Source organism: Oceanisphaera pacifica (assembly GCF_017498065.1).
GTDB lineage: Bacteria > Pseudomonadota > Gammaproteobacteria > Enterobacterales > Aeromonadaceae > Oceanimonas > Oceanimonas pacifica.
In genome coordinates, this window is record NZ_JAGDFX010000021.1 from 50806 (window position 1) to 71032 (window position 20227).

A 20227-nucleotide genomic window follows, 5' to 3' on the forward strand; every position below is an offset into this window, starting at 1 on the left:
ACAGGCCGCTTGGTTGGCTCTAGGTCGGGCGGCTGTTAAACTTGTCATTCATTTACTGACTTCAACTGTGCGTGCTGCACGCAGGCACACTAGTGCATTTAATAAGGTAACTCATGCTGGATTCTAAATACTTGCGCGGCGATATTGCCGACACAGCGGCCAAGCTTGCCAGCCGCGGTTTTACACTCGACATCACTTTATTTAACCGCCTTGAAGAGCAGCGCAAGTCGTTACAGTCCCGCACTCAAGAATTACAAGCAGAGCGTAATGCCCGCTCTAAAGCCATTGGTATGGCGGCGCGTAATGGTGAAGATATTGCACCGCTTAAAGCCGCAGTCTCACAAATTAATGATGAGTTAGATGGTTGTAAAGCAGAGCTAGATACCTTGCTTAACGACATTGAAGCCTTTAGCGCGGCCATTCCAAACTTGCCTCATGAATCTGTGCCAGTGGGCAAAAATGAAGACGATAACCAATTAGTGCGTGATTGGGGGGAGCCAACGGCGTTTGATTTTGAGCCTAAAGATCATGTGGCTTTAGGTGAAGCGCTAGCAGGCCTTGATTTTAAAGGTGCAGTAAAAGTCTCAGGTTCACGCTTTGTGATCATGCAAGGACAAATTGCGCGTATGCACCGTGCATTAGCACAATATATGCTAGATTTGCATACTCTTGAGCACGGTTACACCGAATGCTATGTCCCGTATTTGGTGAACAGTGACAGCTTGTATGGCACCGGTCAATTGCCGAAATTTTCTGCCGACTTATTTCATACCGCCATTGAGGGCGAAGGTGACGAAGCCGGTAAAACTCGTGGCTTTTCGTTGATCCCCACCGCTGAAGTGCCATTAACCAATATCGGGCGTGACGAAATTTTTGACGCCGCTAATTTGCCAATGAAACTGACTGCGCACTCGCCTTGTTTTCGCTCAGAAGCAGGCTCTTACGGCCGTGATACCCGCGGCTTAGTGCGTATGCACCAGTTTGATAAAGTTGAAATGGTGCAGCTAGTTCACCCTGATACTTCGTGGGACACCTTAGAGGAAATGGTGGGGCATGCCGAAAAAGTACTGCAAGGATTAAAGCTGCCGTATCGTGTGATGGCGCTATGCACCGGTGATATGGGTTTTGGCGCAGCTAAAACCTACGATCTAGAAGTCTGGTTGCCCGCACAAGATACGTACCGTGAAATTTCATCGGTATCGAACTGTGGTGATTTTCAGGCGCGCCGTATGCAAGCCCGAGTGCGCGGTGGTGACGGTAAGCCACAATTGCTGCATACCTTAAATGGCTCAGGCTTGGCAGTAGGGCGCACCTTAGTAGCAGTGTTAGAAAACTATCAGCTAGCAGATGGTCGCATTGCCGTGCCAGAGATCTTGCAGCCTTATATGGGTGGCCAAACCGTTATTGGTTAAGGTTTAACGCTCCCCCATAAAAGCCATCTCTGTAGGCAATAAAGCCGCAGTTCAGCAACTTAAGGTTGCCGAGCTGCGGCTTTTTACGTAGAGCACAGCGCTGTCAGCTTGACCCTCTTAACAAGGAGGCGGCTATTAGCCTCATAGTATGACTTTTTTACGGCCGATCATTTCGCTACTTTTCTTGATAGCAGTCAAATTAATTACAACCAATTAACATATCAGTATCATATGTTGTTGATGTCCCTTTCTCTCTATGTATAATCCACCGCTAAATATTAATAAAGCAGCATATTTGTTGGTTTGTTTTTTGTTCGTTGGATTTATAGGCTGTTTTTCAGGCTGGTTTTATTACTATTCGAGCCATAGCGTCAGCACTATGGCGTGTTTTCAGGGAGAAAGAAGATGACCTCACCTTCAACACAGCGTCAGGCCAAAGGTTTTGAGCCGGCTGGGAAGAGAAAAGCCTTTACGCGTTTTTTAGATGCCGTGGAGTGGCTGGGTAACTTGTTACCGCACCCCATTACATTATTTGCGCTGTTTTGTATCGCCATTTTAATTGCCTCTGGTATAGCAGGCTATTTTGAGTTGAGCGTAATCGACCCTAGGCCAGAAGGAGCCAAAGGGCGCGCCAGTGATGGCATGATCCAGGTTGTTAGCTTACTTAATGGTGAAGGCTTAGCGCGCATTGTGGGCAATTTGGTCAGTAATTTTACCGGCTTTGCTCCGCTTGGCACAGTGCTCGTGGCCTTGCTCGGGGTCGGGATTGCCGAACATTCAGGCTTGTTATCTGCGGCGATGCGCGCCTTGGTGATGAATGCGTCGCAGCGTATGGTGACCATTACCGTGGTATTTGCCGGTATTGTTTCTAATACGGCATCTGAGCTGGGATATGTAGTGTTGATCCCGCTGGCTGCCATGATTTTTCATTCGTTAGGGCGACACCCATTAGCAGGGCTTGCCGCCGCTTTTGCGGGGGTTTCTGGTGGCTATAGCGCTAACTTATTACTGGGTACTGTTGATCCGTTATTGTCTGGTATTACGCAAACGGCAGCACAGATTATTGATGCCGAATACATAGTGGGCCCAGAGGTAAACTGGTACTTTATGTTTGTGAGTACCTTTGTGATCGCGGGGTTAGGCGCCTTAGTGACCGAAAAAATAGTGGAGCCTAAATTAGGACCTTACAATGTGGAAGAGGCCGAAGACGACATTGACACCCAACATATGGGCGCTGTCACCGCTAATGAAAAGCGAGCGTTAAAAGGAGCAGGTTTAGCGGCGTTAGTGGTATGTGCTTTGTTGGCGCTCACCATAGTGCCGGAAAACGGTGTGTTACGTCACCCTGTTACCGGTGATATTGCCGGCTCGCCTTTTTTAAAGGGCATAGTGGCGTTTATTTTTGTGTTTTTTGCCATTCCCGGTTTTGTATATGGCCGTATGATGCGCACCATGAAAAGCGATCGTGATGTGATTGATGCCATGTCAAAAAGCATGAGCTCGATGGGCATGTACATTGTATTAGTATTTTTTGCGGCTCAGTTTGTGGCGTTTTTTAGCTGGACTAACTTTGGCACAGTGATTGCGGTACAAGGCGCAACCTTTTTACAAAATATAGGCTTAACCGGCCCCATGCTGATGATTTGCTTTATCGTATTGTGTGGCTTTATTAACCTAATGCTAGGCTCGGCCTCGGCACAATGGGCGGTAACGGCACCTATTTTTGTGCCTATGCTCATGCTGGTCGGCTATTCGCCAGAAGTGGTTCAGGCGGCGTATCGCATCGGGGATTCAACCACCAATATTATTACGCCCATGATGAGTTATTTTGGTCTGATCATGGCGGTAGCGGTGCGCTATAAGAAAGACTTAGGCATTGGTACCTTAATGGCTATTATGCTGCCTTATTCGTTGGTGTTTTTATTAGGGTGGAGCCTATTGTTCTTTGTGTGGGTGTTTGTGTTCGGCCTGCCAGTTGGGCCGGGCGCTGCTACTTTTTATGAGGTGATGTCTTCTTCATAAAGCATGCTTGGCACAAAAAGAGTGCTCATTATAAAAAGGGGAATGTGGGAGGCTACATTCCCCTTTTTTGTGTTGTAAAAGTAGTTTTATGTTGAATGAAGTTTATCCGTTTTTCTTTCGCCTTTTGGCTGCTTACTTTGGTAGAATACGCGACATTAATCAGGTGCTCGGCAGTTAATGATGGTTTGGATAGACTATGTAATTTTAGGCATAATTGCGCTTTCGGCCATTATTAGCCTAGTAAGAGGCTTTGTAAAAGAAGCAATGTCACTGGTAACTTGGTTTGCTGCTTTTTTTGTTGCCAGCCAATTTTATGCCGATTTAAGCACTTTGCTTGATATTTCAGATCCCCTTATACGCGATGGTGCCGCCATTGCCATTCTTTTTGTGTTAACCCTGATCTTGGGTGCGCTCGTCAATTACATCATAGGTGAACTCGTCGTTAAAACGGGGCTTTCAGGTACGGATCGCGTACTGGGTGTCTGTTTTGGTGCTGTGCGCGGTGTATTGATCGTGGCAGCTCTTATCTTTTTTATCGATACCATGACCGGCTTTTCGCAAAGTCTGTGGTGGCAACAGTCTCGGTTAATTCCGGAATTCGGTATTATTATCCAGTGGTTCTTCAGCCTGGTGCAAAATTCATCCAGCTTTTTACCCCCCAAGCCATAATGAATTGAGGAAATTAGGACATGTGTGGGATTGTCGGAATTTTAGGTACGACTCCAGTAAATCAGGCGCTATATGATGGCCTAACCGTGTTACAACATAGAGGCCAAGATGCAGCGGGCATTGTTACCATAGACGGTAATACTTTGCGCCAACGTAAAGCAAATGGCTTAGTACGTGATGTGTTTGAAGAGCGCCACATGGAGCGCTTGATTGGTAATGTGGGCATTGGTCATGTGCGTTATCCAACCGCAGGTAGCAGCAGTGTTGCACAAGCCCAGCCATTTTATGTCAACTCCCCCTTTGGCATAGCGCTGGCGCACAATGGTAATTTAACCAATGCGCGCGAGCTTAAAGAAGAGCAGTTTCGCGTAGCCCGTCGGCACATTAACACCAGCTCTGATTCAGAAATTCTACTGAACGTATTTGCTCACGAATTAGATCAGCAAACACAAACTCTGCGCCTCGAGCCGAGTCATGTGTTTGCTGCTATTAGCAAAGTTCATGAGCAAGTGAAGGGCGCTTATGCCACAGTGGCAGCCATTATTGGCCACGGTATGCTGGCATTTCGTGACCCTAATGGGATACGTCCGCTGGTGTTAGGCAAGCGCGATTGTGAAACCGGTGGCACTGAGTATATGGTGGCCTCAGAAAGTGTGGCGCTTAATGCAGTAGGCTTTGAGTTGATCCGAGATATTGCCCCCGGAGAAGCCGTATATATTACCGAGCAAGGTGAACTCTTTACTGAACAATGCGCTGCTGAGCCTCAGCATCAACCCTGTATTTTTGAATATGTTTACTTTGCACGACCCGATTCTTTTATTGATAAGGTGTCTGTGTACGGCGCACGCGCGCAAATGGGACAAAAGCTGGGAGATAAAATCGCCCGCGAGTGGGAAGACTTTGATATTGATGTAGTGATCCCTATTCCTGAGACCTCGTGTGATATCGCACTAGAAATCGCCCATAATCTTGATTTACCTTATCGACAAGGTTTCGTTAAAAACCGCTATATTGGCCGTACTTTTATTATGCCTGGGCAAGTACAGCGCGAGCAGTCGGTGCGCCGTAAGCTTAATGCGATTCCTTCTGAATTTGCCGGTAAAAATGTACTACTGGTTGATGATTCTATTGTTCGTGGCACCACCTCTGAGCAAATTATAAAAATGGCGCGCGAAGCGGGCGCCAAAAAAGTCTATTTTGCCTCCGCTGCACCAGAAATTCGTTTCCCTAATGTGTATGGCATTGATATGCCCTCGGTCAATGAGCTGATCGCATATGGGCGAGAAGTGGATGAAATTTGCCAGCTTATTGGTGCCGATGGTCTTATTTACCAAGAGCTATCAGACTTAGAGAGTGCAGTGCGTCACTTTAACCCAGACTTACGCCGCTTTGAAACCTCAGTGTTTACGGGAGAGTACGTGACACAAGATGTGAACCAAGCGTATTTAGATGAACTAAATGCCCTGCGTAACGACGGTGCCAAATTAAACGATTGCAGTGATAATAGCCACTTAGGCATTTATAACGAAGGTCAATCTTAAAACGTACTACTAGATGATAAAAAGGGGCTAAGGCCCCTTTTTTATTGCATTAATGATGATGTTCAACCGTACTCTTTATAGTAAGTCGCATTCAAAGCCAAATAGAATACAGTGATAGACTTGTGTAGTATGGTGATTTTATCCAGATAAATAATTGACGTTATAGCAAATTGCCCCTTAACCCATATTAGAGATGCCACTATCCCTTTATGCTGATCTCCATTATAGAACAGGCCATATTAATACTGGCTTCAGGCTGGTTATTGGCAATGAATATACGCCTAGTCCAACCTTATCCTAGGTTATTGCCCCTTACTTCAGGATTTTGGTTGGGCATGATTGCGATTGCCTGCATTACTATGCCATTCACTATTGGGCCGGGTGTGTTACTGGATGTGGCCGATGCGGTCATTTTTGTTGCGGGATTGCTCAGTGGGCTACTTACCGGTGGGTTAGCCTTTATTTTGGCCGCGAGTGTTTATATTTGGATAAATGATGCGAGCGCCTTAGTTAGTATTGTGAGTATGGCGCTGGCATTATCTTTAGGTTTAATATGTCGGTATGCGCTTTTACAAGGGCGACTCTCTCTTAATATTAAATACTTATTGCCGCTTTCCATCTTGCTGCATTGCATGAGTATGAGCTTACTTTATCTGACGGTAGAGCCGCAATTACAAGCGCACTTATTATCTATGATGCTGCCTTTTATGGTCGTGGCGGTGCCGCTAACCTTAATGCTAATCTTTATTTTAAAAGATGCGCATGACCGCCAACAAGAGCAACAAACACTGGCAAGCAGTCAGGCGCGTTTACTCGCGATTACCAGCGCACTCCCCGATATGATGAGTGTGATTGACGAGCAGGGCGAGTATATAGAGGTGACGGCAGGCAACATCATCTTTGAGCAAGAAGATCACAGAGCGGTAGGTAAAAATGTGCAAGATGTCTATCCCGCAGAGCACGCTCAACGTTTGCAAGCCTTTATTAAAGACACCATAGCCCAACAAGCAGTTAATCATATGGTATTTGAATTAGAGGTTGATAATGAACTGCGTACTTTTGAGAGTGTGGCTCAAGTCGTAAAAGCAGATATTGACGAACGTGATGCCGTGGTTATTCTAAGCCGTGATATCAGTGAGCGCATTAAAGATGAGACAGACTTACGCATAGCTGCGGTGGCATTCGAGAGCTTTCAAAGTCTCTTGGTGACAGATAAAAACAATCGTATTCTGCGCGTGAATCGTGCTTTTACTGCTATTACCGGTTATCAACAACAAGACGTTCTTGGCAAAACACCCACTATTTTTAGCTCCGGTAAGCACGATAAAGCCTTTTATCGTGAAATGTGGCAAGACATTACTTCGCAGGGACATTGGCAAGGCGAGATTTACGATAAGCGTAAGTCGGGACAAGTTTACCCCCAGTTGTTGTCAATTAGCGCCGTTAAAGATAGCCAAGGCGAGGTCAGTCACTATGTGGCGGGCATGACCGACCTTAGCGCTCAAAAAGAAGACGCTAAAAAAATCCATCATTTGGCATTTTATGATGCGCTCACAGGTTTACCTAATCGGCGGTTATTGATTAATCGCATTAAGCAAATACAAAGAGACAGTGCTAAACAAAAACGGTTAGGCGCTGTAATTTTTATCGACCTTGATCACTTTAAAAAGATTAACGATCTTTGGGGGTTCTCGGTTGGAGACAAGCTACTAAAGCACATTGCTGATCACTTATATCGTTTACTCACAGAAGAAGATTGCTTAGCTCGGCTGGGGAGTGATCAGTTTGTATTAGTGCTAGAGCCGCAGGCAGATAATAAAGCTGAGTTAGTTGAATATCTAACGCAGTACAGCCAACGGTTATTTACGGCACTAGAACAACCTTACCATCATGCAGAGCAAGGCTTACGTAGCAGTGCCTGCTTAGGTATAGCCGAGCTTGCTGGAAGCCGCCATTCAGCAGAAGAATTATTACACCAAGCAGAAATGGCTATGTATGCAGCCAAGGCAGTAGGGAAGGGGGAGTGGCGACTGTTTGAGCCTAAAATGCAAGATGCGTTATCAGCACGCTTATTATTAGAAGAAGACATTAAGCGAGGCTTAGCAGCAAAAGAGTTTTGTGTGTTCTTTCAAGCACAGTTTAATAGCGACAAAAAGCTGGTTGGAGCCGAGGCATTAGTGCGCTGGCATCATCCTACTCGCGGCTTATTAGCCCCTGGTGCTTTTATTGAAGTGGCAGAAGCGTCGAGCATAATGAGCAGCATTGACCAAGTTGTGTTGTTGCGCGCCTGCGAACAAATGGCGCGCTGGGCTGATATGCCTATTTTTCGAGATATCACAGTGTCGGTGAACATTAGTCCAGCTCAGCTCTATCAGCACCATTTTGTAGAAGATGTGTTGGCGGTGATCGAAAAAACTGGTGCCGACCCACAACGGTTAAAACTTGAGCTAACAGAGTCCATGTTGGTGACCGATATGTCTCAGGCCATTGAGCGAATGCGCCAATTTAAACAAGCAGGCATTCGTTTTGCGATTGATGACTTTGGTACTGGATATTCATCACTACAATACCTGCAACAGTTGCCACTGGATCAATTGAAAATTGATCAGTCTTTTGTGCGCGGCTTGCCCGAAGATTCCAGCAGTTTAGCGATTATTCGAGCAGTAATGGCAATGGCAAACAGCTTGGGGTTAGAAGTGATTGCCGAGGGAGTCGAAACCGAGGTGCAGCGTGATATTTTATTCGCCAATCATTGTTATTTATACCAAGGCTATTTATATGCTAAGCCTCAAGCGGCGGAGCAATTAGAAGCCATGATGCAGGCTGAGCAAATCAATGTTTAGATTTACCTTAATGCTAACAGCAAAGACAGCCTGCTTTAATATGTGTGGAAAAGTACGCGCTATTATGCCTGCTTACACTAAACGGCGAGCCGCACCAATAACAATATCAATAGCTTGTTGCTCTGCTTGCTGAGCGGTGGCATCATCGGGTATTTCTTGCTGAGTACGGTTAACGATAACGCCTGCCACACAACCGGCTTTTAAACCAAGGCTGGCACACATGGTAAATAAGGTGGCCGACTCCATCTCATAATTTAATACGCCTAAGTCTTGCCATTCTTTTAAGCTGCCTTGTAGCTCTCTGGGTACTCGGGCTGAAAAGGTATCGTAGCGCTCTTGGCCGGGGTAAAAAGTGTCTGATGAGGCGGTAACACCAACATGAGGGGCAATCTCTTGCTCTCGCGCCGAGTCAACTAAGGCACAACTACAGTCAAAGTCAGCAACAGCCGGAAACTCCAAAGGGGCAAAATGACGACTCGCGCCATCTAAACGTACCGAACCTTGGGTGACTATCATGTCTCCCACATTAATATGTGGCTGAATGGCGCCTGTGGTGCCAATACGTAAAAAGGTAGAAACCCCCAGTTGTGCCAGCTCTTCTACTGCAATTGAGGTAGAAGGGCCACCAATACCAGTAGAGCAGACCACAACAGCTTTACCATCTAACTCGCCAAGCCAAGAGCTAAATTCGCGTTTACTGGCCAGAGGACGTGGGTTAGTCAATTGATTAGCGATGCGGCTGACGCGCTCAGGATCGCCAGGAATAATGGCAAGCTTGGCACCTTGCAAGTCTTGATCGGTAATGCCGAGATGAAAAACGTGTTTGGTCATAGTGAGCTCCGAATAACATGATAAAACAACATCATAGAGTACTTAACGCAAAATAACAGCGACTTAAGTCATGTAAGCGCTGAGAGATTTCTTGTCTATATTCAACTTGGAAAGCGATTAACGACCATCGGCTTTTACAAGCTTGACGCTAGCCGTTATGATGGCGATAAGACCCACAAGATACGATGCACCTATGCAACTGAAAACCCTGATATTACCTTTATTACTTACTTTACCTGTAACCGGCTGTAGCTTGGTATATAAAGTGGACATTCCACAAGGTAACTATATTGAAAGCAAGCAAGTAGAAAAGTTACGCCAAGGCATGAGCCAAGAGCAAGTACGCTATTTATTGGGCAGCCCAATGAGTTTAGATGGCTTTAACAAAGATCGCTGGGTGTACCTCTACTATTTTAAAGCAGGGCATGAAGCTCCCGAGCAACAAGAGCTTATTTTAAACTTTGATAATAATGCACTTATTTCTGTGGGCGGTGATTATCAAGAGCCAGCGGCATTTTCAAACAGCTTTTAGTGGGCAGGATAAAACACAACAATGTCGGCTTACATAACAAAGTGAGCCGACATTTAGCGTATTAGGTAGTTATGCTTTGTTACGTCTGGCACGATTAGGGTCGGGGCGACCACCCGTGACTTTGTCTGCTCTGCCTGCGGCTTTAGCCTGCTCAGCCCGCTTGCGTCGGATCTCTTTCGGATCAGCGAGTAGGGGACGATAAATTTCAATGCGATCCCCTTCTCGTAATACCTGATCAAGCTTAACCTGCTTTCCAAAAATGCCCACCATATTGGTATTAAGATCTATCTCAGGAAATTGCTGCAAGATACCTGACTGCTCAATGGCTTCTTGTACCTGTCCTGCTTCCGGTACGGTTAGGCTTAATACGGTTTGCTGAGTGGGAAGCGCATAGACAACTTCAATGTGAATTAGCTTCATCCGTACACCTTTTTGGCTCGTTCGCTAAAAGACTGTACCATGGCATTAGCCAGCTCTTTAAAAACACCGCCAAATGCGAGCTCTATTAATCTAGAGGTAAACTCAAAGTAAAGCTCAAGCTCCACTTTACAAGCATCATCATCTAATGGGGTAAAGGTCCAGCCGCCATTTAAAGCCTTGAAAGGGCCGTCAACCAACTCCACACTAATGTGACGACTAGGAGTAAGGGTATTACGAGTGGTAAAAGTTTTACGAATCCCCGCTTTAGCAACATCTAGCGCTGCCGTTATTGTATTATCAGACTCAGAAATCACACGGCTATCGACACACCCAGGTAGAAACTGGGGATATGAGTCAATATCGTTAACCAATTCATACATTTGTTGTGCGCTAAACATAACTAACGCACTGCGAGTGATACTTGGCATACTTTCTCCTGGCAGCAAGACCCGTGCATTTTAACATTAAATTCAGTGGGACTCACGACCGATACCGTTTTTAAGTCATCACTGTATTTATCTTTCCAACCTTGAGTGAAAAGTGCGCAGTTAAGACGCGAGTATTTCCCAAGGCATGAAAGGATCCGTATACTCGAGGCATTATGAAAAAATCTAAATCAAAGAAAAAAGTAGGCTCTAGCACCATTGCCCTTAATAGAAAGGCAAGGCACGAATATTTTGTTGAAGAAAAAATCGAGGCCGGGTTAGAACTACAAGGATGGGAAGTGAAAGCAATGCGGGCCGGCAAAGCCAACATTGCCGATTCTTACGTCTTTATACGTAATGGCGAAGCTTTTTTAATTGCCGCCACCATTACGCCCCTTAATGTGGCGTCAACGCATGTAGTATGTGACCCCATGCGTTCGCGCAAGCTCTTACTTAAGCGACGCGAGCTCGATCGCTTAGCCGATCAGCTTGACCGCGAAGGTTACACCTTAGTGCCGCTGGCGCTATATTGGTCTAACTCTTGGGTTAAAGTCGAAATTGGCTTGGTAAAAGGTAAAAAAGACCGAGACAAGCGCCAAGACGTAAAAGAGCGAGACTGGAAGCGTGAAAAAGATCGCATGATGAAACACAGCAATCGTTAACCCTTGCGATTTTTATCAAATTAGCTTAGGATAAACGAACTTGGGGCTGATTCTGGATTCGACGAGATTCACGAACTCCTAGGTGCATGCCGAGGTGCGATAGGCCTCGTTAAAAAATCGCAAAAAAATAGTCGCAAACGACGAAAACTACGCACTAGCAGCTTAATAACCTGCATAGAGCCCTTCTACCCTAGCTTGTCTGTGACTTAGGGAATTGGAAGGTCATCCTTCACAGAATCGCGTGGAAATCGAGCCTGACGGTGGAAGCGTTAAACTTAATTTAGGCTAGTTATTCTGTGGCGTGTCTATCCGCAGCAGATGGCGAATGTAATGATTAGACTAAGCATGTAGTACCGACGACGTAGGTTTTTCGGACGCGGGTTCAAATCCCGCCAGCTCCACCAATCGATTGGATAAGCCCTTGTTATGCAAGGGCTTTTTCTTTATCTGTAATTTGATGCGGCCATTTATGCGGCCACTTGACTCAAGGGATTGTTATGTTCAGGCTTATTCTTCCATTGATTTTGTGCTTTTTGTTTGTGGGCTGTGCGTCTTATGGGGCGAAAATTGATGCTAATGCTGTTCAGCAGATAGAGAAAGGTAAAACCACAGAAAATCAGGTTTATGCTTTACTTGGTAACCCTATGTCAGTGGGTATTGCTCCCGATGGTCAAAAGTTTTTAATGTATATGTATACGAAATCACAAGCTAAAGCATCGACTTTTATTCCTGTTGTTGGCTTACTTGCTGGTGGCGCAGATACTACATCTCAAACTCTACAAGTTTGGATCAATGCTAATGGTGTAGTCTCAAATTATGCATTTAATGATACGCAAACAGAATTAAAAACTGGTGTTCTATAACTATCGCCTTTTAACTTAAGGCGCTGTAATGACCGCACGGCTCGACAAGCATTATTATTTTCTTGCCGTGCTCTTTATAAGCGTCCCGCGTTTCTATTGCTTGCTGCAAGGTCAGGCCGTAACTGGTCACGGTGTCGCCCTCTCTGGTGCTGGTTCCTGCCATTTCGGGGCATTCAGTTATTGCCAAGTAGCCCGCAACTATTTCTATATTCTGCTGAGCAACTAAATCAGGGTGCTTTGCTTCGAGCTTAGCCAAGCGCTTTTTTAGCGTTGTCATATTGTCCCCTCAATTACGGCTTGCACTGGTACGGGTTGCCCCGCGTCCCTCATTGCGAGCATTCGCTCCAACTGTTTCACACTTAGCGCGGCTATAATTTCAGGGCTTACGCGTGAAGCTGGCAAGGCTGGATGCTTTGCTTCGAGTTTAGTTAAGCGTTTCTTAATGTTTACCATTCGTTAGTCCCGTCATCGAAAACCTTTAAATTCAAACCCCACTCGGGCAAGTTCTGGATCAGGTCGGCTTGCTCTTTGTTGGTGGCTCGTCTTGGCATTGGTTCCCGTCCCTCATTACGAGCGGCTGCAAGCTCGGCTAGCAACTCCCTGAGCCACGTCTCGGCGGGTCTACTGTGTACGGCTTCAAGCTTAGCCAACCTTTGCTTTGTGCTCATTTCCCTAGCTCCTCAAAATTAAGCTTTTGCGCTGGTTGGGTCGCTGCAATTCCCATTAGTGCTAGTTCTTCGGCGCTGTAATATAGGTTTGCGAATGTAGGCACCATAACAGTCGATTGCTTAGCGGTTAATGTCTCAAGCTTAGCTAGGCGCTTTTTAATGCTCATGCTGTGCGCTCCTCTAACTCATCTAGGCGGCGGCTGAGTTCGTCTATCTCGGTAATTTTAGACAAGTCAGCAATGGCGGCCAAAAGCTGGCGGCCAGTAATCGGATCAAGTTCGCCCTGAGCAATAGCCTTTAGAATGCTTTGCGCTTGCTCGGTTAATGTGTCTCCTGATAGCTCAAAGGTGACGGGTTCAGCACTTGGCTTAACTGGTGGCATGATACGCTCAAGGCATAATTTTAAAGCAGACGCATCTCCTTCAAGCGCCATCTTAACAACAGTATTTAGCAACTCTTCCCCATGCTTTTCAAGCTCACGGCGTAAAGCGCTACGACTATCAGGGATACCTTTTGGTCTGCCTGCAGGGTTGCCACTCTTACCCGCTTTAAATTTACTCATATTCCTGTTATCTCCTGTTTAATATCAGGCTAGCAATCTACGGTGGAAATATTCTGAAGTTAGCAGTTTAGTTAAGAGTAATTATTTTTATTTTAAGTATCTTTCCGTGTGTTGACAGCTATTTCAATTAAAGCTCTAGTTATTATACTGGACGCTAAAAGAAGCATGCCGAGTAATGATACCGCTATACCATATATACCAATTAATATCCCTGATTCTGAAATTAAGAGAAAAGTTAAAAATACTCCACCAATTAGAGATAGCCAGCCGACAACGCTTAGCAGCCCTACAATAAAGTCATTCGTTTCATATACATAATGTGCCTTTACATTCTTTCTTTGTTGAGGTTTGATAGTGTTGTTATCAGGGTTTTCTTTATACTTTCCTGATTTATAGCTTTCAATAGCTTTACTTTCACTTAATGCAGTTACTTCCAAGTCTAAACTTTTATAACCCTGATCTTCTAGTTTTTTTGTTTTGTCTGGGGTGTCGAAGCAACCTAACTCAACTGCAGCTAGCTCACCGTTTTTATCTAAAATATTATACTTGTTCATAGGGTTCCTTAAGCATGGTTATATGCTGTAGTGTTGTAAATCTTAGTAGTGTAGGTTGTCTAAAAAATAAATATTAATAACCACTATAACAGTAATAAGGAGTTACCGCTTGAGTGCGAAACTTCCGCACATCTCAACGCTTAACTTTTTTCGGCGGGCTAGGGTGGACGGGGCGGGAATGGTAGCTTATTTTTGGTTGCGCATTAAGTGAGCAGGCGTGTGGGCTTCGATTTTTCAAAGTCCACCTCTGAGAGCCTTACTGTATAAGGCTTTGGCGAGTTTTTCCATAAAAGCTAGGGCTTTGAGGGTTTACATTCCCCCTCACTCTATATAGTAATAAATTAAGAGATATTTTAATCGCCAATGGAGTAGATCAAAGCCCTCGAAGCCCCATAAACTCCTTTCAATTAGATATAAATCGTTATATATCAATATTTTACGTCTAAAAGGCAAAGCCCTTTCAAAGCCCTCTACCGTAAACACAAAAAAGCCCGCTCAAATGGCGGGCTATGCATTAAAAACAGCTTTTATTATTCGGGCACTAACTCAACACTGTAACGTTTCGTATTTGCCACTGTAGGCGCTTCAACTAAACGCATCCCGTTCACAACTCGGCCTTTCTTCCAACCTAACTGCTTACTTAGCGAGCGGGGCGTTAGTTTGTGCTTGTCGCCAATGATATCCGCTAGTGCGTCGTACAAGGTTTGTTTAGGTTCGCTTATCACCGCACCGCCCAAACTCTGCATAGTTCTAAACTCTGGGCTGCTCTTTGTGATTATCTCTTTAGCACTAAAAGGACTGTCAGCCATTACCGCGTAAATTGCTTCTAGTAGGTCAGAGAGCTGTTCTTGCTCTGGGTCACTAGCCTGCGCTTCTCGTACAACTTCCATCGGATCCCCAAACTTATTCGGGTAAATGTCACGGCTAACCCATGCAACAGGCTGTCTAACTAATTCGTCCCACAGCTCAAAGCTTGCCATGTTACCGGCTGCTTTCTCCGCGAATAAGTCAGACCTATAACCTCGAATGATTGTAAGTGCTGCTCTTACCAATTTGAGCCGGTTAGCTTTTACATATTCGCGCGGATTGAGATCAAACTCTCGGGCAAAAGGTGAGTCTGTCTGTGGGTCAATACGACATTTAAGCACACGGCGCGGCATGTCTCCCGCCAGTGTCATATTGTTACCAGTCATTAAGAACAGTGCTTTGTTAGGCATTGATACCGAATCACTACTCCCTAAAAGGCGGTCGCTGTATGTATCGGACGTTAGTAGAGCGGCAATGCTCGCACTGTCAAAGGTGCCTAATATGTTATCCCATATAATGACCGGCTCACCGTCTTTAAGCGCGGTCGTTAAACGCTTTCTAATTTCTTCCTCGTTACCGCTAGATACGTGCGGCCATACTTTCGGCGCATCAACTCCCGCTAGCAAACCTAAACACATAGCGAGTAATGACTTGCCGGACGCTTGTACTGGTGCATCAAAACCAAATGCAGGACAAGCGTTGAGCGTTGGGCGAACAACTGCTGTCAGTATAGCGGTTAGCATTACGCCCCTGTCTAACTCGGCAGCAAAAGGGAAGTCTTTAAACGGATACATAACAGTATCAACAGCCTGCTTTACTTGCTCTTGCGTTGGCTCGTGAGGGATAGGGTAGCCGGCGTCTTTTGCATCAAGATACAAGCGACTTGCGGCGTCATACCCCACCTTATTCAATATAGAGCCATCCCTCCGCATGGTGGGCGCTGTTATAACTGCGTCTAGTTTCTTTAACTCGCGGCGATCACGCAAAGTTATTATCTGGTCTATTAGGTTAGCCGATGGATCCAATAGAATTTCGTAAGACTCGCCCTTGCTATTCGTTTTCACTCTGTAGAATTGAGTCATTTCACCTAAAAAATAAGCCATTTGCGGGCGCTGCGTCAAAGCAACAGCACGGCCTTTATTAACAGTCGCTAACAGCTCGCCCATGTCGAATACGTCAGGCATATTTTTAAATAGCTCAACGGTAGTATTAACGGCCTCATACGTTCGCCCCTCTACTAACTCGATTTTTGATACTTGGCGAATTAGTTTAAAGTTTTGGCCGCCGTGCGCGTGAGAGTAAAGGTTCGGACGCCCGCCGATTAAATACAGAATCCCTGTTTGCTTATAGTTATCATACTCGGGTTCTAGTGGGTCTAGCGTCTTGGCTAGGTGGTACTCGCTAGGGTTATCGAGCATCTGGCCTATGGTAACGGCGCGCCTGTCAGCTAGTAATATCTCAAAGTTACCGGTTAGCACGTTATCATTTAACGCTCTGGCGATTTGCTCCCGAGCATCATTTCTCCCTTGGCTGTCGGGTATTTTTCTGACAATCTCTTTAATGTACTCGGCGTGAGCTTCTTCAACTTTCGGCTGTAGCTCTTTTTTATACTCCTCTTTCATTTCGGCCAAGGCTTCAAGCTCTGAGCCGGTCAGGTCTTTAATTACTGTCGTGTCAAAGCTAACGCCGTCGATTACTTCTGGTTCTCCGCGTAGCTGTCTAAGCGGTGCTTCGCAGTCAGCACCGGATGCAAAGTCTAGCCCGTTGGCGTTCCATACTGACTCGTCGATTATGGTTCTAGATAGAAAGCGAGCTGCTCGGCTTATCTCAAAATAGCCATGACCGGCTAGCCATAGGCGCTGGTATAGTGCTTTACCTGCGCGTGTAATGTCGCTAGCGTCTTGCACCATAACCCAAAGGCGCTGGCCGGATACTCCACGGCGCTCTGTTTCCCCTTCGTATATATGGCTCGACGAGCTAACCCAATACACTGCACCGGCTCTTTCTAACGCTGGACAAGCCTTATACAATGCAGCAAGCCATTGCTCTTTGGTGAGCGGCTCTGTACCTTCCTGTGGGTCATAGTCCAGCACTAGGACGCCAGCGGCCTTGGGAAAGGTGAAGTATTCAAGTGAGCGAGTCACTGTGTCGAGTGGTTCGCCAGTTTCAGCAAAACGCTTTTTAGATAATACCTTTGCGGCGTCTTTCTCAATGCGACCAAAGCACAGGGCTTGATCGTGATTGAGACTTTTAACTAACTCGGCAAATTCAGTGGCTCCGCTAACGTGTTTAACTTCTACGCTTCCGGCGCTCATGTTGGCTGCGGGTTTACTTTTTAGCTCCCCATCATCTAGCCAATACTTTTTGGTAAAGGTGCTTTTGCTAGTAATGACCGATACATAATGACCGCTTAAAGTGGATGCGGCTTGCTGCTGGTTGAGTGTTGCAGTTAATTGGCTCATAACTCACCCCCTAGTAGCAAGGCGACAATGGTAGATAGAGCATTCTGTGTATTAATGCTATTAGCGGGTATAATCAATATGCTCGTCAAAGCATTAAAGGCGCTCGGCTTAACTTCGGTTGGTCGGGCGTTTTTCATCTACGCCTCCTCGCCAGCTAGTAGCCATTGCTCAATAGCTGCTAAGTTATATAAGACTGTCTGCCCGCGCTTCAATACTTTTGGAAAGCTATCCTGCTGGCGCCAGCGCCATAAGGTCATTTCTGATATTTGAAAGTGTTGCGCGGTTGCTTTAGTCCGCGCTAGGTGTCGGGTGATATGTTGTGTAGTTGCCATAATCAGTGCCTCTCGGTTGGCGTTTGATAGTGTTGGCAATTTACGGCTGGGTGTGTGTGTGGGTGTAAGGGTAGGGCTTTAACTGTTGTCCTTACCCATACTATGTATTTCTTTAATCTCGCCTGAGCCTCTCAAACTTCTCCATGCAGTATCAAAGGCGGATGGTGCTTCAAAAGGTGGCTTCCTATCTAGCATCTCTTTAACTTCACTCTTAACCCAAGGCTTGCCCTTTACTTGTTTAGGTAGTTCATTAGGGATATACCTTAATTGCTTGATGGTCTCTAAAATTAGCCTTTGTTGAGTAGTAGCTTTTTTTTCTGCTTGTTTTTTACCTCCTACATTAAAGCTATATTTAGCTCCCCATAACTCAAGCCATGCGTTTATATCTTCTGGTGTTGAATACTCACGACTTAAGCCTAAATAGGATTCGTAGGTTCTAGAGTAATGATCTGGGTACTTTACATAGTCATCAGGTGTCCCATCAGGTAAATAAAACTTTAACCAGCCTTTTGCAAAGCCCTCTCTTACTTTGTCCATAAAAAAATCAACATCTAAGCCTTGCTGGTCAGCTAGTATTTGGGCAATTTCGTAAGGTTGGAATTTGTTTTCAGCATGTCGTTCTATTGCATCTTCATAACGCCACATTGCAAAAATAGCAGGCGTCTTAGTTTGAAAGCCACTATGGCCTGTCAGAAGCACTTTTTCATAATTACCTGCCAGCATTTCTTTTTCATCATATTTTAAGCCAGTCAGTTCAGGAGGTACCGACTCTATGACTCCTTTCATTATAAATTCTTTCATAGCCTTATGCCTCCTTGCGTAGAGGTAGCACGTTGCTGGCGCTTGGCTGGGTTACATAGTTAGCCCATGCCTCCATAAGTTCACGCCTGCGCTCTAATAAATCACCGCGCCTATATGCAGCCTCTACAGCATTACCTACAACATGAGATAAAGCTTGTTCGGCTACAATGTTGGGTGTGTTGGTCGCTTCGGCTGCCCAGTCTCTAAAGGTAGAGCGGAACCCATGCGGGACAATGACTTCATCATTAAATGAGCGCCAGCCTTGGCCGCCTTGTTTTTTGTCGGCTTCATCCATACGCCTGACTAGCATTATCATTGCGGTGTTGCTTATTTCTACACCTTCTTTAGCCCCTTCAAATAGTAGGCCGCTAGGCACTTTGGGAATGCTTGCTAGTATGTCCATAACAGCTCGGCTAAGGGGTACACGGTGCGGCTTGCCTGCTTTCATGCGTTCGGCTGGAATAGTCCACGTCTTTTCTTGTAAGTTGAATTCGTCCCAGTGAGCAAAGCGCGCCTCTCCTGAGCGAACACCAGTTAATAAGGTAAGCATTAAAGCGGGTGCAGCCATAGCTTCGGATTGAGTAAGCGCTTGCCAAAAGTCGGGAATTCTTTGCCACGGTAGGGCGGGCATGTGTCGCGCTTGCTTTTTCATGCTTGGCATTAGTAGCTCAAGATTGCCACGCCATGCGGCTACGTTTTCGCCAGTGCGTAGTTTTCGAGCCTTAGCAGCATTTAAGATTATTTCGATACGGTTTCGAACCCTGCGACCAGTTTCGGCTTTGGTTTGCCATATTGGCTTTAATACCTGTATGACGTGATCGGTTGTAATGTCGGCAGGGGCTAGGTGTCCTATAACAGGGCTAGCATAAACCTCAAGCGTACGCTCCCACTGGTAGGCGTGTTTGGCGTTCTTCCACTCGTGACGCTTTGCCTCTATATAATCTCGTGCTACATCATCAAAAGTTATCACTTTAGCCAGTGCTTGGTTTTTGGCGTCTGCTCGTGAGTCTTTAGGGTTTATACCTTTTGCAATCAATGCCTTTTGCTCGGCAGCCATTTCTCGGGCTTCCGCTAAGGTTACATTTTCAACTGATCCAAACCCCATGCGCTGGCGCTTACCGTCCATCTGATAACGGAGTAACCAAGAACCTACGTTTTCACCATTCACTGATAAATATAAGCCGTTGCCTGCGCTGTAATTACCTTTTACGCCACTTCTTAAAAGTGACTGCACACCCCTAACAGTGTTTGCTGTAACTTTGCTCATACTTCCACCTGTCCATTTATGCGGCCATACATGCGGCCACCTTATCGGCCATGCGGCCACTTACGCGGCCACTTGGTGATTATAGCAGGTGATACCCGTTGTTATAACAAGTAATAACATTTGCAGTTAAGTCTTTGATTATTAAAGGTTGTGTTGTTATTTGTTGTCTTCTTTTGTTAGTGGTTGTTTGTGCTGTTCATCTGCCGCCAGCTCCACCAATCGATTGGAAAGGCCCCGCAAGGGGCCTTTTTGTTTTTAATCAACAAGTTACACCATATCAGCATAACCTGAATGACTACCCAAATAAGCCTAAGTGTCACACCAAGTGGCACAGTTAGCCTCTTCCTCATCCAATGCACTGACAATACTAGAAGGTATGCTGTTTAGTGCAATATTTCACTTGCTTCGTCATAACTGATACCAATTACATTCTGTAAAATTAACTGGTCAGATTTATCCACTCTCTGGAGCACATTTGTGTCACGCGTTCGGCACTTTCAATAAAGGTGTTCCAGGCCTCGCAGACGCTGCTCATGATGTCTTCATAATTTTTA

At 45.6% G+C, this 20227-nt stretch carries 20 protein-coding genes and 1 other RNA gene; 9 read left to right on the top strand and 12 right to left on the bottom strand.

The window, feature by feature from the left end:
* Positions 1-113: 113 nt before the first annotated feature.
* The 5 genes from serS to J3U76_RS13500 all read left to right on the top strand — a co-directional run bounded on the left by serS (position 114) and on the right by J3U76_RS13500 (position 8487).
* Positions 114-1412: a serine--tRNA ligase gene (serS, locus tag J3U76_RS13480; RefSeq protein WP_208006489.1), complete on the top strand. Its 1299-nt coding sequence runs from the start codon at positions 114-116 to the stop codon at positions 1410-1412.
* A gap of 405 nt (positions 1413-1817) precedes the next feature.
* The gene (locus J3U76_RS13485; protein WP_208006490.1) at positions 1818-3434 is read left to right on the top strand and encodes an AbgT family transporter; all 1617 of its coding nucleotides are present in this window, start codon (positions 1818-1820) and stop codon (positions 3432-3434) included.
* A gap of 180 nt (positions 3435-3614) precedes the next feature.
* Positions 3615-4103 carry a CvpA family protein gene (locus tag J3U76_RS13490; protein WP_208006516.1) on the top strand — a complete coding sequence of 163 codons (489 nt, stop codon included), beginning with the start codon at positions 3615-3617 and terminating at the stop codon, positions 4101-4103.
* 20 nt (positions 4104-4123) lie between these two features.
* Positions 4124-5644: an amidophosphoribosyltransferase gene (purF, locus tag J3U76_RS13495; protein WP_208006491.1), complete on the top strand. Its 1521-nt coding sequence runs from the start codon at positions 4124-4126 to the stop codon at positions 5642-5644.
* 209 nt (positions 5645-5853) lie between these two features.
* Positions 5854-8487 carry a putative bifunctional diguanylate cyclase/phosphodiesterase gene (locus tag J3U76_RS13500; RefSeq protein WP_208006492.1) on the top strand — a complete coding sequence of 878 codons (2634 nt, stop codon included), beginning with the start codon at positions 5854-5856 and terminating at the stop codon, positions 8485-8487.
* A 72-nt stretch (positions 8488-8559) separates the two neighbouring features.
* On the opposite strand, the gene udp is transcribed toward J3U76_RS13500, so the two are convergent.
* Positions 8560-9318: a uridine phosphorylase gene (gene udp, locus J3U76_RS13505; RefSeq protein ID WP_208006493.1), complete on the bottom strand. Its 759-nt coding sequence runs from the start codon at positions 9316-9318 to the stop codon at positions 8560-8562.
* 193 nt (positions 9319-9511) lie between these two features.
* Here udp and J3U76_RS13510 point away from each other — a divergent pair, with 193 nt between their 5' ends.
* The gene (locus J3U76_RS13510) at positions 9512-9850 is read left to right on the top strand and encodes an outer membrane protein assembly factor BamE (RefSeq protein ID WP_208006494.1); all 339 of its coding nucleotides are present in this window, start codon (positions 9512-9514) and stop codon (positions 9848-9850) included.
* 69 nt (positions 9851-9919) lie between these two features.
* On the opposite strand, the gene J3U76_RS13515 is transcribed toward J3U76_RS13510, so the two are convergent.
* Positions 9920-10270, bottom strand: a complete 351-nt coding sequence (locus J3U76_RS13515) for an RnfH family protein (protein ID WP_208006495.1) — start codon at positions 10268-10270, stop codon at positions 9920-9922.
* Positions 10267-10698, bottom strand: a complete 432-nt coding sequence (locus J3U76_RS13520) for an SRPBCC family protein (protein ID WP_208006496.1) — start codon at positions 10696-10698, stop codon at positions 10267-10269. Before J3U76_RS13520 ends, J3U76_RS13515 begins: the two co-directional genes overlap by 4 nt.
* Before the next feature lie 173 nt (positions 10699-10871).
* On the opposite strand from J3U76_RS13520, the gene smpB reads away from it, so the two are divergent.
* The 3 genes from smpB (at position 10872) to bamE (ending at position 12220) form a co-directional block, all read left to right on the top strand.
* Positions 10872-11357, top strand: coding sequence for an SsrA-binding protein SmpB (gene smpB, locus J3U76_RS13525; protein WP_208006497.1), 486 nt, complete (start codon positions 10872-10874; stop codon positions 11355-11357).
* A 42-nt stretch (positions 11358-11399) separates the two neighbouring features.
* Positions 11400-11761, top strand: a transfer-messenger RNA (tmRNA) gene (gene ssrA, locus J3U76_RS13530).
* A gap of 93 nt (positions 11762-11854) precedes the next feature.
* Positions 11855-12220, top strand: a complete 366-nt coding sequence (gene bamE / locus J3U76_RS13535) for an outer membrane protein assembly factor BamE domain-containing protein (RefSeq protein ID WP_208006498.1) — start codon at positions 11855-11857, stop codon at positions 12218-12220.
* 10 nt (positions 12221-12230) lie between these two features.
* Here the strand turns inward: bamE and J3U76_RS13540 are convergent, their stop codons facing one another.
* The 9 genes from J3U76_RS13540 to J3U76_RS13580 form a co-directional block, all read right to left on the bottom strand.
* Positions 12231-12497 carry a hypothetical protein gene (locus tag J3U76_RS13540; protein WP_208006499.1) on the bottom strand — a complete coding sequence of 89 codons (267 nt, stop codon included), beginning with the start codon at positions 12495-12497 and terminating at the stop codon, positions 12231-12233.
* Positions 12498-12666: 169 nt separating this feature from the next.
* Positions 12667-12888, bottom strand: a complete 222-nt coding sequence (locus J3U76_RS13545) for a hypothetical protein (RefSeq protein ID WP_208006500.1) — start codon at positions 12886-12888, stop codon at positions 12667-12669.
* A complete protein-coding gene (locus J3U76_RS13550) occupies positions 12885-13055 on the bottom strand; it encodes a hypothetical protein (protein ID WP_208006501.1) in 171 nt (56 codons plus the stop codon). Before J3U76_RS13550 ends, J3U76_RS13545 begins: the two co-directional genes overlap by 4 nt.
* The gene (locus J3U76_RS13555; protein WP_208006502.1) at positions 13052-13450 is read right to left on the bottom strand and encodes a DUF5681 domain-containing protein; all 399 of its coding nucleotides are present in this window, start codon (positions 13448-13450) and stop codon (positions 13052-13054) included. The genes J3U76_RS13550 and J3U76_RS13555 overlap by 4 nt, the downstream gene beginning before the upstream one ends.
* Positions 13451-13542: 92 nt before the next feature.
* The gene (locus tag J3U76_RS13560; protein ID WP_208006503.1) at positions 13543-14004 is read right to left on the bottom strand and encodes a hypothetical protein; all 462 of its coding nucleotides are present in this window, start codon (positions 14002-14004) and stop codon (positions 13543-13545) included.
* A 530-nt stretch (positions 14005-14534) separates the two neighbouring features.
* The gene (locus J3U76_RS13565; RefSeq protein ID WP_208006504.1) at positions 14535-17273 is read right to left on the bottom strand and encodes a hypothetical protein; all 2739 of its coding nucleotides are present in this window, start codon (positions 17271-17273) and stop codon (positions 14535-14537) included.
* Positions 17274-17410: 137 nt separating this feature from the next.
* Positions 17411-17605, bottom strand: coding sequence for a helix-turn-helix transcriptional regulator (locus J3U76_RS13570; RefSeq protein ID WP_208006505.1), 195 nt, complete (start codon positions 17603-17605; stop codon positions 17411-17413).
* A 78-nt stretch (positions 17606-17683) separates the two neighbouring features.
* Complete coding sequence (locus tag J3U76_RS13575) at positions 17684-18406, bottom strand: hypothetical protein (protein ID WP_208006506.1); 723 nt, start codon at positions 18404-18406, stop codon at positions 17684-17686.
* 4 nt (positions 18407-18410) lie between these two features.
* Positions 18411-19673, bottom strand: a complete 1263-nt coding sequence (locus tag J3U76_RS13580; protein WP_208006507.1) for a tyrosine-type recombinase/integrase — start codon at positions 19671-19673, stop codon at positions 18411-18413.
* Between the last annotated feature and the right edge of the window lie 554 nt (positions 19674-20227).